This is a genomic window from Paraburkholderia sejongensis (genome assembly GCF_020880815.1).
GTDB classification, from domain to species: domain Bacteria; phylum Pseudomonadota; class Gammaproteobacteria; order Burkholderiales; family Burkholderiaceae; genus Paraburkholderia; species Paraburkholderia sejongensis.
This window is the reverse complement of the sequence record NZ_JAJITD010000005.1, coordinates 405,291-420,163: the sequence shown is the minus strand read 5'-3', so window position 1 is coordinate 420,163 and position 14,873 is coordinate 405,291. Positions and strand designations below refer to the sequence as shown.

14 protein-coding genes are annotated in these 14,873 nt (G+C 67.0%); 13 read left to right on the top strand and 1 reads right to left on the bottom strand.

Features of this window, described 5'->3' with window-relative positions; translation table 11 throughout:
* Positions 1–26 precede the first annotated feature (26 nt).
* From LJ656_RS12740 to LJ656_RS12730, 3 genes are all read left to right on the top strand, one after another.
* The gene (locus LJ656_RS12740; RefSeq protein ID WP_230509809.1) at positions 27–938 is read left to right on the top strand and encodes an ABC transporter permease; all 912 of its coding nucleotides are present in this window, start codon (positions 27–29) and stop codon (positions 936–938) included.
* Positions 939–968: 30 nt separating this feature from the next.
* Entirely contained in the window at positions 969–1,922 is a 954-nt protein-coding gene (locus LJ656_RS12735) for an ABC transporter permease (protein ID WP_230509755.1), read from the top strand.
* Positions 1,923–2,415: 493 nt separating this feature from the next.
* The gene (locus LJ656_RS12730) at positions 2,416–3,186 is read left to right on the top strand and encodes a ferredoxin--NADP reductase (protein ID WP_230509754.1); all 771 of its coding nucleotides are present in this window, start codon (positions 2,416–2,418) and stop codon (positions 3,184–3,186) included.
* Positions 3,187–3,454: 268 nt separating this feature from the next.
* On the opposite strand, the gene LJ656_RS12725 is transcribed toward LJ656_RS12730, so the two are convergent.
* Positions 3,455–3,601 (bottom strand): hypothetical protein, encoded by a 147-nt coding sequence (locus LJ656_RS12725; RefSeq protein ID WP_230509753.1) that lies wholly within the window; start codon positions 3,599–3,601, stop codon positions 3,455–3,457.
* Between LJ656_RS12725 and LJ656_RS12720 the strand changes: the two genes are divergently transcribed.
* The 10 genes from LJ656_RS12720 (at position 3,600) to LJ656_RS12675 (ending at position 14,829) form a co-directional block, all read left to right on the top strand.
* On the top strand, positions 3,600–4,502 hold the full coding sequence (locus LJ656_RS12720) for a sensor histidine kinase (RefSeq protein WP_230509752.1): 903 nt from the start codon (positions 3,600–3,602) through the stop codon (positions 4,500–4,502). The genes LJ656_RS12725 and LJ656_RS12720 overlap by 2 nt on opposite strands.
* Before the next feature lie 10 nt (positions 4,503–4,512).
* Positions 4,513–5,169 carry a response regulator transcription factor RqpR gene (rqpR, locus tag LJ656_RS12715; protein ID WP_230509751.1) on the top strand — a complete coding sequence of 219 codons (657 nt, stop codon included), beginning with the start codon at positions 4,513–4,515 and terminating at the stop codon, positions 5,167–5,169.
* A 343-nt stretch (positions 5,170–5,512) separates the two neighbouring features.
* The gene (gene bcaP / locus LJ656_RS12710; RefSeq protein ID WP_230509750.1) at positions 5,513–6,904 is read left to right on the top strand and encodes a branched-chain amino acid transporter BcaP; all 1,392 of its coding nucleotides are present in this window, start codon (positions 5,513–5,515) and stop codon (positions 6,902–6,904) included.
* Between the two features lie 396 nt (positions 6,905–7,300).
* On the top strand, positions 7,301–7,834 hold the full coding sequence (locus LJ656_RS12705; RefSeq protein ID WP_230509749.1) for a (2Fe-2S)-binding protein: 534 nt from the start codon (positions 7,301–7,303) through the stop codon (positions 7,832–7,834).
* Between the two features lie 10 nt (positions 7,835–7,844).
* A complete protein-coding gene (locus LJ656_RS12700; RefSeq protein ID WP_230509748.1) occupies positions 7,845–10,229 on the top strand; it encodes a xanthine dehydrogenase family protein molybdopterin-binding subunit in 2,385 nt (794 codons plus the stop codon).
* A 20-nt stretch (positions 10,230–10,249) separates the two neighbouring features.
* Positions 10,250–11,047, top strand: a complete 798-nt coding sequence (locus LJ656_RS12695) for an FAD binding domain-containing protein (RefSeq protein ID WP_230509747.1) — start codon at positions 10,250–10,252, stop codon at positions 11,045–11,047.
* A gap of 11 nt (positions 11,048–11,058) precedes the next feature.
* On the top strand, positions 11,059–11,940 hold the full coding sequence (locus tag LJ656_RS12690) for an AAA family ATPase (protein ID WP_230509746.1): 882 nt from the start codon (positions 11,059–11,061) through the stop codon (positions 11,938–11,940).
* Between the two features lie 89 nt (positions 11,941–12,029).
* On the top strand, positions 12,030–13,238 hold the full coding sequence (locus LJ656_RS12685) for a vWA domain-containing protein (RefSeq protein WP_230509808.1): 1,209 nt from the start codon (positions 12,030–12,032) through the stop codon (positions 13,236–13,238).
* The gene (locus LJ656_RS12680; protein WP_230509745.1) at positions 13,229–13,834 is read left to right on the top strand and encodes an SRPBCC family protein; all 606 of its coding nucleotides are present in this window, start codon (positions 13,229–13,231) and stop codon (positions 13,832–13,834) included. Before LJ656_RS12685 ends, LJ656_RS12680 begins: the two co-directional genes overlap by 10 nt.
* On the top strand, positions 13,807–14,829 hold the full coding sequence (locus LJ656_RS12675; RefSeq protein ID WP_230509744.1) for an XdhC family protein: 1,023 nt from the start codon (positions 13,807–13,809) through the stop codon (positions 14,827–14,829). The genes LJ656_RS12680 and LJ656_RS12675 overlap by 28 nt, the downstream gene beginning before the upstream one ends.
* Positions 14,830–14,873 lie beyond the last annotated feature (44 nt).

The following is a 14,873-nucleotide window of genomic DNA, read 5'->3' as shown; positions in this document are numbered from 1 at the left end:
CCGTGCAGAAATTGCGCCATCTGGCGATGCAGCGCGAAGTGATCGTGCTGCTCGCGATGGTGCTGTTCAACCTGATCTTCACGCCGCACTTCTGGTCGTTGCAGACCTTCAACGTGAACATGACCCAGGTCGTGACGATCGTGATCGTCGGTATCGGCATGACGCTGGTGGTCGCGACCGGCGGGATCGATCTGTCGGTCGGCGCATCGATGGCGATTTCGGGCGCGCTCGCGCCGATGCTGTTCCTGAATATTCAGGGGCCGCTCGGCATCGGGCTCGCGTTCGTGCTGCCGGTGCTCGCGGCCGCCGCATGCGGCGTGTTCAACGGATTGCTGGTCACACGTTTGGCGGTGCAGCCGATCGTCGCGACGCTGGTGCTGTTCATCGCCGGACGCGGGATCGCGCAAGTCGTCACCGACGGCAGTCTGCAGGCGTTCAATACGCCCGCGTTCCAGTGGATCGCGCTCGGCAAGGTCGCCGGCGTGCCGTTCCAGGTGCTGCTGATGCTCGCGCTGGTTGGCCTCTTCGCGTGGATCGTGCGCAAGACGCTGTTCGGCCAGTATCTGCTGATCACCGGCGGCAACGAGAAGGCGGCCTATCTGTGCGGCGTGCCGACCGCGACCATCAAGCTGATCGCCTACACGCTGTGCGCGGCGCTCGCCGGGCTCGCGGGGCTGATCTCGATCTCGGTGAATTCGTCGTCGGATGCGAACGTGGTCGGACTCGGCGTCGAGCTCGACGCGATCGCCGCGGTCGCGGTCGGCGGCACCGCGCTGACCGGCGGCAAGGCGTATATCGGCGGCACGCTGATCGGCGCGCTGATCATCCAGTTGCTGCGCTACACGCTGCTCGCGCACGGCATCCCCGATGCGGCCGCGCTGGTCGTGAAGGCCGGCATCATCGTCGCGGCCGTTTATGTGCAGCGGCGCGCGCGCTGATCCGCGCACGCCATCTCAGGACTCGATGCGATGAAAAAGAATCTTCCTATCCTGCTCGCGCTCGCGGCGCTGGTCGTGCTCGGCCTCGTGCGCTACGAGCACTTCGGCTCGGCGTACAACATCACGTCGTTCTGGCGCTACAACTCGATGTTCGCGCTGATCTCGATCGGCATGGCGTTCGTGATCATCACCGGCGGGATCGATCTGTCGGTCGGCACGGTCGCGGCGCTCGCCAGCGTGGTCGCCGCGCTGACCAGCGTGTACGGCGGCTGGGTCGCGGTGCTGGCCGGCTGCGCGGCCGGGCTCGCGGTCGGCGTGCTGAACGGGGTGATGATCACCCGGCTCAAGATCCTGCCGTTCATCGTCACGCTCGCGACCAGTCTGGGCGCGCACGGCGTCGCGCTGCTGCTCGGCAGGAACGATGCGGTGTCGATTGCCGCCGAATCGAACTTCGGCGACTTCGGCCAGGGCGACCTGTTCGGGCTGCCGATTCCGGGTCTGGTCGCGCTGGTCGCGGCGGTGGCCGGCTGGCTCGCGCTGCGCAGTTCGCGCTTCGGCCGGCATTCGCTGGCGATCGGCGGCAGCGAGGAAGCGACGCGGCTGATGGGCCTGAACGTCGACCGCACGCTGGTGCTCGCGTATGCGGTCAGCGGCCTGCTGGCCGGGATGGCCGGCGTGATCCTCGCCGCGCAGTTCGGCGCCGGGCAGCCGAACGAAGGGGTCGGCTGGGAGCTGTTCGCGATCTCGGCGGTCGTGCTCGGCGGCACGCTGCTGACGGGCGGCGAAGGCTCGGTCGCGATGACGATCGCCGGCGTGCTGCTGCTCGGGCTCGTGTTCAATCTGCTGAACTTCGAGAACGGGTTGGGGTTCATCAGCCTGTCCGCGTACTGGCAGTCGGTGATTCGCGGCGTGTTCCTGCTGCTGGTGATCGTGCTGCAGGCGCGGGTGCTGAAGCAGCGCGGGGCGAAGCGGGCTGCGGCTTAAGGCGAGTCGGGCGAGTCGGGCGGCTTGGGAAGGATCGGGCGGGTCGGGCGCTTCGGGGTCCGTTGCGCCCCCCGTTTGCCAGTTTTCTCAGCAGGGTCAATGCTGCACTGCACGTTACCTTTAGGTATCATCCTGAAAATTGTCGTCCGCGCGCCGCGCTGCTTATCGCGCCTGCCGGGCAGTCAATGGCAGCCGCCCCGCGCGGCGTTCGCCGAATCGCCGTACCCCGCTGAAGCACGGCCGCACTCACGCCGACGTACTTTGCGGCGCCAAGCCACCGGCGCCCACGCTTTGCTGGTCCGGCAACCCGCTTTACCTCGCTCGACCGTCGCGCCGAGGCCCCGTCCGCCGGGCACGGTAAAATGGCGGATTGCGCGTAACTCCCGCCCGCGGGGGAAACGCCACCGCGCCCAGAAGCGCGCAGCATCGCCCATTGCCGTGCCGGCCGGCTCCAACGACTGGCCGCCTTTGTTTTCGCACTATCCAAGAAGCCATGAGCAACCTGAATTCACAAACCGTCCTGAGCGTCCACCACTGGACCGATACGCTTTTCAGCTTCACCTGCACGCGCGACCCGGGGTTCCGCTTCGAAAACGGCCAGTTCACGATGGTCGGCCTGCAGGTCGACGGCAAGCCGCTGATCCGCGCCTACAGCCTCGCGAGTGCGAACTACGAAGAACATCTCGAATTCCTCAGCATCAAGGTGCAGGACGGTCCGCTCACGTCGCGTCTGCAGCACCTGAAGGTCGGCGACGAAGTGCTGATCGGCAAGAAGCCCGTCGGCACGCTGGTCGCCGACAACCTGCTGCCGGGCAAGACGCTGTGGCTGCTGTCCACCGGCACGGGCCTCGCGCCGTTCATGTCGATCATTAAAGATCCGGACATTTACGACCGCTACGAGCGCGTGGTGCTGACCCACACCTGCCGTTTCGTCGACGAACTCGCGTACAAGGAATACATCACCGACCACCTGCCGGCGCACGAGCACCTCGGCGAACTGGTGCAGGAAAAGCTGCTGTACTACCCGACCGTCACGCGCGAAGCGTTCCAGAACCGCGGCCGCATCACCGAGCTGATCGAAACCGAAAAGCTGTTCGCCGACCTCGGCGTGCCGGGCTTTTCGCTCGAAAACGACCGCGTCATGCTGTGCGGCAGCCCGCACATGCTGCGCGACACGCGCAAGCTGCTCGACGACCTGGGCTTCAAGGAAGGCAGCAACAACGAGCCGGGTCACTACGTGGTCGAAAAGGCCTTCGTCGGCTGAGCGACACACACGTTTTCGCGGCCCGCGCGCCGCGAATTACTGCAAAGGAGCCTACGGGCTCCTTTTTTGTTGCCGGTTACAAATTGCCCTCGTCCATTTAACATTTGGCGTCGGCATTTTTCTGACATGTTGGTCATGCAAAATACATCAAGCGATTTCTAACAAACCGGCGCTAAGCCTTGGTGCGACTGCACTTTTCTTTTTTTTGAGATATCATCGCGCACCAAGTTAGGACAAATTCGATGCCTGTCGTGGTCCGCCCGACTTGTTACTGAATGTAAATTTCGTTACCTTGAGCCGTAGCAATTATCCGTCGCGCCGCGCCCGCGACGATCAGCTCGGAAAGGTTCGACATTCGTGTTTTGCCATCCCGCCCGCTTTCGTCATCCACCCGTTTCCTGAGAGGAATCTCCATGGATACGTCGACTGCCGTCCCATTCGACGCGCCGCTGGCCTCGCCGGCGCCGCGTGATGGCTTCGACGCCCCGTCGCACGCCGCGCAGCGCGAGCTGGAACAATTGCGTGCGCGCGTGCGCGAGCTGTCGGCCGAGCTGGTCGACGCGCAGGAGAGCGTGCGCCGCCACATCGCGCGCGAGTTGCACGACGGCGTCGGCGCCGAGCTGACCGCGACGCGCTTCGCGCTCGCCGGCGTCGAGACCTGGCTGGCGGCCGACGCGCCGCCGCAATGCACGGCCGCGCTTGCGCTCACCAACCGTTCGCTCGATGCAGTCTGCGCGGCCCATCGCGCGGCCGTCGCGCAACTGCACGCGCCGTCGTTCGAGCGGGGCGTCGGCGTGGCGCTGCGGCAGTGGCTCGAGGAATTCGCCGGCCGCACCCGCTTGCTCACGTCGTTCAGCTGCACCGACGACGCGCGGCTCGCTGGCCTGTCCGCCGACGCGGCGCTCGCGGTGTTCCGGGTCGCGCAGGAAGCGCTGAACAACGTCGCGAAGCATGCGCGGGCGAACCGCGTCGAGGTGCGGATCGAGGCCGGCGCGCGCCATCTGAAGCTGGTCGTCAGCGACGACGGAATCGGCATGCCGCGCGGTGCGCAAAAGCGCCACGGCAGCACGCACGGCGGCCATTTCGGGCTCACCGGCATGCAGGCGCGCTGCGCCGCGTTCGACGGCACGCTGCGCGTGAGCGCACGGCGCGCGAGCGCCAACGTCACCGCAACCGCCAACCCCAACGCCACCCCCAATGCCAAAGCGGCACACGCCGCTCAGCGCGGCACGCAGCTCCTCGCCCGCTTCGCCTGGGACGCGCTGCTCGCCCCCATCACCGCGCCGCGCGCCGCCCGGCGCGCGCTGCAAGCGTGAGCCGGCCATCATGAGCCTGCGCATCCTGATCGTCGAAGATCACGCGGTGGTCCGCCAGGGCGTGCGTCAGTTGCTGCTCGATCGCGGCATCGCGCGCGAGGTGGCCGAGGCGCAAAACGGCGGCGAAGCGCTCGAAGCGGTCGGCCAGCAAAGCTTCGACGTCGTGCTGCTCGACATTTCGCTGCCCGACATGAACGGCGTCGAAGTGCTGAAGCGCCTGAAGCGCAAGGCCCCGCGGGTCGCCGTGCTGATGTTCTCGATGTACCGCGAGGACCAGTACGCGGTGCGCGCGCTGAAGGCCGGCGCGTCCGGCTATCTGTCGAAGACCGTCGATGCCGCGCAGATGATCCGCGCGATCCAGCAGGTCGCCGCCGGCCGCAAATACGTGAGCCCGGCGATGGCCGAGGCGCTCGCCGACTACGTGTCGTTCGACGGCGAGCAGCTGCCGCACGAAAAGCTCTCCGACCGCGAATACCAGACGCTGTGCATGCTCGCATCGGGCAAGCGGCTGACCGACATCGCGGCGACGCTGTCGTTGTCGGTGAAAACGGTCAGCGTGTATCGCACCCGGCTGCTGGAGAAGATGAAGCTGCGCAACAACGCGGAGCTGACGTTCTACGTGATGAGCAATCGCCTCGTCGATCTGAATCCGGCGATGGCCGGCTGAGCGCGCCGCTTCGGCGGTGCCGCGTGGAGCAAGCGGACCGGCCGAAGCAGCCCGCTCTTGCGCCACCCCGCTGCGGCACCGCGCCGCCGACCGGCCGGCGTGGCGCGCGCGCCACGCGAGCGATTCCCTCCCCGTTAATCGCTTATCCCGGTAATCTTTATCGCCAGCCCCGGCCCGGAACTGCAAGACCACCCCGAACGCCCGTCCTGGCGGGAGTTTCCGCCCGTCGCCGGCACTCCGAAATCGCGTTGAACGGGCAGCCCGATCGCACGTATCCGCTAGAATCCCGGGTTTTCCCGACATTCGGCGCGCAACACGCGTGCACTACTGGAGACCCACGCCAATGTCCCTGTTTCGCAAAAAGAGCGTCGAGCATCTGCTCGCGACCAGCGCTCAGACCGCCGGCCTGAAAAAGGCCCTCGGCGGGCTGGACCTCACGTTCCTCGGCGTCGGCGCCATCATCGGCACCGGCATCTTCGTGCTGACCGGCACCGGCGCGGTCCAGGCCGGCCCCGCGCTGATGATCTCGTTCGTGATCGCGGCGATCGCCTGCGGCTTCGCCGCGCTCGCGTACGCGGAATTCGCATCGACGATCCCGGTCGCCGGCTCGATCTACACGTACTCGTATGCGACGCTCGGCGAACTGGCCGCGTGGATCATCGGCTGGGACCTGATGCTCGAATACGGGCTCGCCACTTCGGCGGTGTCGGTCGGCTGGTCCGGTTATCTGCAGTCGCTGCTGTCGGGCTTCGGGGTGTCGCTGCCGGTTGCGCTGTCCGCGGCGCCCGGCGCGATTCCGGGCGTGCATACGCTGTTCAACCTGCCCGCGTTCCTCGTGATGATGGCGATCACCACGCTGCTGTCGGTCGGCATCCGCGAATCGGCGAAGATCAACAACATCATGGTCGCGATCAAGGTCACCGTGGTGCTGCTGGTGATCGTAGTCGGCGTGTTCCACGTGACCCCGGCCAACTGGCATCCGTTCATGCCGAACGGCTGGAGCGGCGTGTTCGGCGCGGCCGCGGTGATGTTCTTCGCGTTCATCGGCTTCGACGCGGTGTCGTCGGCGGCCGAGGAAGTGAAGAATCCGAAGCGCGATCTGCCGGTCGGCATCATCGCATCGCTCGGCGTGTGCGCGGTGCTGTACGTCGCGGTCGCGGCGGTCGTCACCGGCATCGTGCCGTCGAGCAAGTTCGTCGGCATCTCGCACCCGGTGTCGTATGCGCTGCAACTGGCCGGGCAGAACTGGGTCGCCGGCTTCATCGATCTGGGCGCGGTGCTCGGCATGCTGACGGTGATTCTGGTGATGGCCTACGGTCAGACCCGCGTGATCTTCGCGATGTCGCGCGACGGCCTGCTGCCGGCGAAGCTGTCGAAGGTGCATCCGCGCTTCTCGACGCCTTTCTTCACGACCTGGCTGGTCGGCATTTTCTTCGGCCTGATCGGCGCGCTGGTGCCGCTCAATGTGTTGGCCGAACTGATCAATATCGGCACGCTGGCCGCGTTCTCGATGGTGTCGATCGCGGTGCTGGTGCTGCGCAAGACCCACCCGGACCTGCCGCGCGCGTTCCGTTGCCCGGGCGTGCCGGTGGTGCCGGTGCTCGCGGTCGCGTCGTGCCTGTTCCTGATGCTCAATCTGCAAGGCATTACCTGGACCGCGTTCGGTATCTGGCTCGCGTTCGGCATGCTGGTTTATTTCGGTTATTCGCGCCGCCATTCGAAGCTGGCGAAGTGAGTTTGCCGGTTCGGGCCGGCGGCCCGAGCCCGGTTTTCCGCTGATCTGTCGATACGCCCCGTCATGCACCGCATGACGGGGCGTTGTTCTTTCCGCTCACCGATTCGTGCGCTCGCGCGCGCCGACACACTTCCCCTCATAGCGCGCTCGCGCGATTTGTGATTTACTTTTCGGCAGCCGTATAAGACCCGTAGCACCCTCATCGGACCTTGCGCAAGAAGTCAGCAGGCAGTCGAAGGAAAGCAGGGGCAATAAAAGTCACAGGTCCGGTCTCACCCACAGCGATAGACGCAGGGGACCGCAGCGAGCGTTGAAGCACCGACTGCGGCCGACAGCGTTGCATGGGACCGCACTAGGAGCTTTGCGCCAAGTGCGGCCGACAATGGAGACAACTTCATGGCGATCAGCATCAGTCTGACGGTCAACGGCGCACCCGTGAGCGCCTCGATCGATCCCGGCACCCTTCTAGTCCAGTTCCTGCGCGAGCAGCTGCGCCTGACCGGCACGCACATCGGCTGCGATACCGCGCAATGCGGCGCCTGCACGGTGCATCTGAACGGCCGCGCGATCAAATCCTGCAACATTCTCGCGGTCCAGGCGGACGGCGCCGAAGTCACCACGATCGAAGGACTCGCACAGAACGGCGCGCTGCATCCGATGCAGGCCGCGTTCAAGCACTGCCACGGTCTGCAATGCGGCTTCTGCACGCCGGGGATGGTGATGAGCGCGGTGTCGCTGGTCGAGCGGCAGCCCGACCTGACAGGCGACGACGTACGCGCGCAGCTCGACGGCAATCTGTGCCGCTGTACCGGCTATCACAACATCGTCAAGGCCGTGCTCGAAGGCGCCGAAGGGATGAAGCGCGGCGCGTCGGACGCGCATGCGGGCAGTCCCGCCAACGCCGGCGCGGCCACCGCGCCCGCCGCCTGAGGAGCCGACGATGAACGCACCCGATACCCCGAGCCTGATCGGCGCCGCCGTCGAACGTAAGGAAGACTATCGATTCCTGACCGGCAAAGGCCAGTACACCGACGACATCGTGCTGCCGCAGCAAACCTACGCGGTGTTCCTGCGCTCGCCGCACGCGCACGCGAAGATCAACAGCATCGACATCAACGCCGCGCGGCAATCGCCGGGCGTGGTCGCGATCTTCACCGGCGCGGACCTCGCCGCCGAAAAAGTGGGCGGCCTGCCATGCGGCTGGCTGATCCACAGCACCGATGGCAAGCCGATGAACGAGCCGCCGCATCCGGTGATCGCGCATACGAAGGCGCGCCACGTCGGCGACCAGGTCGCGCTGGTGATCGCCGACTCGATCAAGGCCGCGAAGGACGCGGCCGAGCTGATCGAAGTCGATTACGACGTGCTGCCCGCGGTGGTCGACACCGCGCATGCGTCCGACGCCGGACAGCCGGCGGTGCACGACGAAGTGCCCGACAACGTCTGCTACACCTGGGGCCACGGCGACAAGGCCGCGACCGACGCCGCGTTCGCGAAAGCCGCGCACGTGACCACGCTCGACATCGTCAACAACCGCCTCGTGCCGAACGCGATCGAACCGCGCGCGGTCAACGCGAGCTTCTCGGCGCAGGACGACAGCTACACGCTGTACGTCGCGAACCAGAATCCGCACGTCGAGCGCCTGCTGATGGCCGCGTTCGTGCTGTCGTTGCCGGAATCGAAGCTGCGCGTGATCGCGCCGGACGTCGGCGGCGGCTTCGGCTCGAAGATCTTCCTGTATGCGGAAGACGTCGCGCTGACGTGGGCGTCGAAGAAGATCGGCCGGCCGGTCAAGTGGACCGCGGAGCGTTCAGAAGCGTTCCTGTCCGACGCGCACGGCCGCGACCACGTAACCAAAGCCGAACTCGCGATGGACGCCGACGGCAAGTTCCTCGCGATGCGCGTGCATACGATCGCGAACATGGGCGCGTATCTGTCGACCTTCGCGTCGAGCGTGCCGACCATCCTGTACGCGACGCTGCTCGCCGGCCAGTACGCGACGCCGGCGATCTACGCGGAAGTGAAGGCGGTGTTCACCAATACGGTCCCGGTCGACGCGTATCGGGGCGCGGGCCGGCCGGAGGCGACCTTCGTGGTCGAGCGGCTGGTCGAAGCCGCTGCGCGCGAGATGAAGCTCGATCCGGCCGAAATCCGCCGCCGCAACTTCATCACGCAGTTCCCGTACGCGACGCCGGTCGGCCTCACCTACGACACCGGCGACTACAACACGCTGCTCACACGCGCGCTCGAACTCGCGGACGTCGCGGGCTTCGCCGCGCGTCGGCAGGAATCCGAACGAAACGGCAAGCGGCGCGGGCTCGGCTACTCGTGCTACATCGAAGCCTGCGGACTCGCGCCGTCGAACATCGCGGGCGCGCTCGGCGCGCGCGCCGGGTTGTTCGAAGTCGGCCAGATCCGCGTGCATCCGACCGGCTCGGTGACGGTGTTCACCGGCTCGCACAGCCACGGCCAGGGGCACGAAACGACCTTCGCGCAAGTGGTCGCGGACCGCCTCGGCATTCCACTGGACAGCGTCGAGATCGTGCACGGCGATACCGGCCGCATCGCATTCGGGATGGGCACCTACGGTTCGCGTTCGATCGCGGTCGGCGGCTCGGCGATCTCGAAGGCGCTCGACAAGATCGAAGCGAAAGCGAAGAAGATCGCCGCGCATCTGCTCGAAGCGTCGGCCGAAGACATCGAGTTCAGGAACGGCGTGTTCCGCGTTGCCGGCACCGACCGCACCAAGGCGTTCGCGGAAATCTCGCTCGCCGCGTACGTGCCGCACAACTATCCGCTCGACGTGCTCGAACCGGGCCTGGAGGAAAGCGCGTTCTACGACCCGACCAACTTCACCTATCCGTCGGGCGCGTATATCTGCGAGGTCGAAGTCGATCCGGACACCGGCGTATCGCGCATCCAGAAGTTCACCGCGGTCGACGATTTCGGCAACGTGATCAATCCGATGATCGTCGAAGGCCAGGTGCATGGCGGGCTCGGCCAAGGGATCGGTCAGGCGATGCTCGAGCGCTGCGTGTACGACAACGACAGCGGCCAGCTGCTGTCGGGCTCGTATATGGACTACGCGATGCCGCATGCGTCCGACCTGCCCGACTTCACCGTCGAAACCGCGAAGGGCACGCCGTGCACGCACAATCCGCTCGGCGTCAAAGGCTGCGGCGAGGCGGGCGCGATCGGCTCGCCGCCGGCAGTGATCAACGCGATCATCGACGCGCTCGCGCCGCTCGGCGTGACCGATCTGCAGATGCCGGCAACCCCGCATCGCGTGTGGTCGGCGATTCACGCGGCCAAGCAACCCAACTGATCCTGAGCGGAGCATTCGACATGTATTCATTCGAGTATCAACGCGCGACGGATCCGCAAGCGGCCGCCGCAGCCCTGTCCGCCGACACCGAAGCCAAATTCATCGCCGGCGGCCAGAGCCTGTTGCCGACGATGCGGCTGCGGCTCGCGCAGCCGTCGCAACTGGTCGACGTGACGCGAATTCCGGCGCTGAAGTCGATCACGGTCGATGCGAACAAGGTGACGATCGGCGCGGCGGTCTGTCATGCGGACGTCGCCGATCATCCGGACGTGCGGCGCGTATTGCCGGCGCTCGCCGATCTCGCCGGCCATATCGGCGATCGCCAGGTGCGCGCGCTCGGCACGATCGGCGGCTCGCTCGCGAACGACGACCCGGCCGCGTGCTACCCGGCCGCGGCACTGGGGCTCGACGCGACGATCGTCACCGAACGGCGGCGCATCGCCTCGGGCGATTTCTTCGTCGGCATGTACGAGACCGCGCTTGAACCGGACGAGCTGATCGTCGCGGTCGAATTTCCGGTGCCGGAGCGGGCCGCGTACGAGAAATTTCGCAACCCGGCGTCGCACTTCGCGCTAGTCGGCGTGTTCGTCGCGAAGTTCGCGGGCGGCGTGCGGGTCGCGGTGACCGGCGCGGCGTCGTCGGTGTTTCGTGCGACGGGACTCGAAAACGCACTGTCGGCGAACTTCACGCCCGACGCGGCGCGCGCTGTCAGTGTGCCGGCCGACGAGCTGAACGACGACATGCACGCGAGCGCCGAGTACCGCGCGCACCTGATCCCGGTGCTGGCCGCACGCGCGGTGACGAAGGCAACTGCTTAGCGATCCTTGCGATGCAGCCGGCCTCGATCGACGACACCCTCGCGCAGCTCGCCGCGCAACGCTATTTCGCGAGCCGCGAACTCGCGACCGCGTTGTATCTCGCGCTGCGCATGGAGCGGCCGCTGTTCGTCGAAGGCGAACCCGGGGTCGGCAAAACCGAACTCGCGAAAGCGGCCGCCGGCATGCTCGGCACCACGCTGCTGCGGCTGCAATGCTACGAAGGACTCGACACCGCCAGTGCGCTGTACGAGTGGGACTACCCGCGCCAGATCATGGCGCTGCGCCTCGCCGAAGCAACCGGCGAGCGCGCCGATAACGACACGCTGTATCGCGGCGAATTCCTGCTCAAGCGGCCGCTGTTGCAGGCGCTGCTGCCGGACGAACACCATCCGGGCGCGCGCCGCGTGCTGCTGATCGACGAAATCGACCGCGCCGACGAGCCGTTCGAAGCGTTCCTGCTCGAACTGCTTTCGGACTTCCAGGTATCGATTCCCGAATACGGGACCGTGCGCGCCGCCCAGCCGCCGCTCGTGATCATGACGTCGAACCGCACCCGCGAAGTGCACGACGCGCTGAAACGGCGCTGTCTGTATCAATGGATCGGCTACCCGGACCGCGAGCGCGAACTGGAAATCGTCGCCGCGCGCGCGCCGCAAACGTCCGAGCAATTGCAGCGGCGCGCGGTCGATTTCGTGCACCGGCTGCGCGGGATGGATCTGTTCAAGGCGCCCGGCATCGCCGAGACGATCGACTGGTGCCGCGCGCTCGAAGCGCTGTCGGTGACGGAACTCGATCCGCAATCGGTGCAGAACACGCTCGGCGTGCTGCTCAAGTATCAGGACGATCTCGCGCGCATCGACGCCGCGCAGATCGCGCAGTGCCTGTCCGCGTGAGGATCGTTCGGATGACCAGGCAAAGCGGCCCCGACGACAGCAACGACACCAACCCGCAGCCACCCACGGCGGCCCCACCCACCGCGCCGATGCTCGCGCGCAACGTGGTCCATTTCGTCCGCGTGCTGCGCGGCGCCGGCCTGCCGATGTCGCCCGCGCAGGCGGTCGACGCGCTCGCCGCGCTGCAATGGATCGACCTTGGCCGCCGCGACGACGTGCGCGCGGCACTCGCCGCGCTGCTGGTCACCGCGCCCGACGAACGGGACCTGTTCAACGCCGCGTTCGAACTGTTCTGGCGCGACCCCGACTGGGAAGGCAAGCTGCGCGCGCTGCTGCTGCCGAAAGTGCGCGACGGCCTGCCGCCGCCCAAGCGCAACAACCGCCTCGCCGACGCGCTCGCGGTCCGCATGCCGCCGTCGCCGCAACACCACGCGGCGCCGGAAACGGAGCAGCACGAGTTGCACGCGCAGCTCACGTTCAGCGCGGAAGAGCGGTTGCGTCAGCGCGATTTCGACACGCTCAGCGCCGACGAATGGCGCACGCTGCGTCATCTGATTCGCGGCCAGCGGCTACCGCTCGCGACGGAACCGACGCGCCGCCTCAAAGCGGCATCGCACGGCACCCATGCGGACTTGCGCGCGAGCGCGCGGCACGCGGTGCGCGCGGGCGGCGACTGGACCGTGTGGAAATATCGCGCGGTGGTCGAACGCAAGCCGCCGCTGGTGCTGCTGCTCGACATCTCCGGTTCGATGAGCAACTACTCGCGCGCGGTGCTGTACTTCTGCCACGCGCTGCTGCAATCGCGCGAACGTCTGCAGGTCTTCCTGTTCGGCACCCGGCTCACCAACGCGACCCGCGCGCTGCGCGAGCGCGACCCCGATGTCGCGATCGCGACGCTCAGCGATCAGGTTGTGGACTGGTCGGGCGGCACCCGCATCGGCGCGGCGCTCGCCGAATTCAACCGGCGCTGGGCACGTCGCGTGCTCACCGGCCGGGCCACCGTGCTGCTCGTCACCGACGGACTCGATCACGAAGCGATCGACGTGCTCGACACCGAAATGGCGCGCCTCGCGCGCTTCGCACATCGAATCGTCTGGCTCAATCCGCTGCTGCGTTTCAGCGGTTTCACCCCGAAAGCGCGCGGCGTGCAGGCGATCCTCCCGCATGTGGACGCGCATCGTCCGGTTCATAATCTAGACAGTCTCGCCGCGTTCGGCCGCGACCTCGCGCAACTCGCGCGCGCGCCGCGCCGGGCCGTCGCCGCAACGACACCCGCAGGAGCAAGCTCATGGAATTGACCGAAACGCACACGCTGCCGGTCGCGCACCAGCAAACATGGGACGCGCTGAACGACACCGACATTCTGCGCGCGTGCATCCCCGGCTGCGAAAGCATCGATCCCGACGGCGAGAACGCGTATCTCGTCGCGTTGAGCGCGGCGGTCGGGCCGGTCAAGGCGCGTTTTAAAGGGCGCATGCAGCTGACCGACATCGACGCACCTCGCACCTACACGATCGTGTTCGAAGGTCAGGGCGGCGCGGCCGGCTTCGCGAAGGGCAACGCGCAGGTCGTGCTCGAAGCCGACGGCGACGCCGCCACGAAGCTCAGCTACACGGCCAACGCGCAGGTCGGCGGCAAGCTCGCGCAGATCGGCTCGCGGCTCGTCGACGGTGCCGCGCGCAAGATCGCCGGGGAATTTTTTCGGCGCTTCAGTGCCCAGCTCTCGGGCGACAATAGCGCCGGCCCGGCGCACGGCGATGCGGTCACGCCGGCAGCAACCGAAGCCGCATCCGCGGCGACGCAACCGGAATCGAACGAAACCGCGGACGGCACGTCCGACGGCGACACAAAGAAAGGGAAGAAATCATGGACAGCGTGGATCTCGAAGTCCTGAAATCCAGCGCTCGCTGGCTGGAAGACGGACATCGCGCACTACTCGTCACGGTCGTGAAGACGTGGGGTTCGTCGCCGCGCCCCGAAGGCGCGATGCTCGCGGTGCGCGACGACGGCCACGTGGTCGGCTCGGTGTCGGGCGGCTGTATCGAAGACGATCTGATCGAGCGGGTGCGGCAGCGCGGTATCGAGCAGACCCACCCGGAAGCGGTGAAGTATGGGATCACCGCCGAAGAGGCGCACCGCTTCGGGCTGCCGTGCGGCGGCACGATCCAGCTGGTGCTGGAACCGTTGACGCCGGCCAGCGCGATCGCCGAACTGTGTCACGCGGTCGAGAACGGCCGGCTGCTCGCGCGCGAACTCGACATGGCGACCGGCGCGGTCCGGCTCGACGACGCGCAGGCGACCGACGGCGTGCATTTCGACGGCCAGCGTCTGCTGACGATCCACGGGCCGCGCTACCGGATGCTGGTGATCGGCGCGGGGCAATTGTCGCGCTATCTGTGCCATATCGCGGTGGGGCTCGACTACCAGGTCACCGTCTGCGATCCGCGCGAGGAATACACCGAGGAATGGGACGTGCCCGGCACGAAGCTCGTGCGCACGATGCCGGACGACACCGTGCTCGACATGAAGCTCGACGAACGCTGCGCGGTGATCGCGCTCACGCACGATCCGAAGCTCGACGATCTGGCGCTGATGGAAGCGCTGAAAACGCCGGCGTTTTATGTCGGCGCGCTCGGCTCGCGGCGCAACAATCAGGCGAGGCGCGAGCGGCTCAAGGAGTTCGATCTGAACGACGCCGAGCTGGCGCGGCTGCATGGGCCGGTCGGGATTTATATCGGCAGCCGCACGCCGCCCGAGATCGCGGTGTCGATCCTCGCGGAAGTGACCGCGGCGAAGAACGGCGTGTCGCTGCCTACCTTGTTGCAGGTCGAAGGCGCGAAGGCCGCGCGCGAGATCGCGGCGTCGGGCGGGGCGGCTTGCGGCGTGTAGCGTCGCGCGGGTTGCGTCCGGCGGGTGGCGTGCCGCGCCACCGC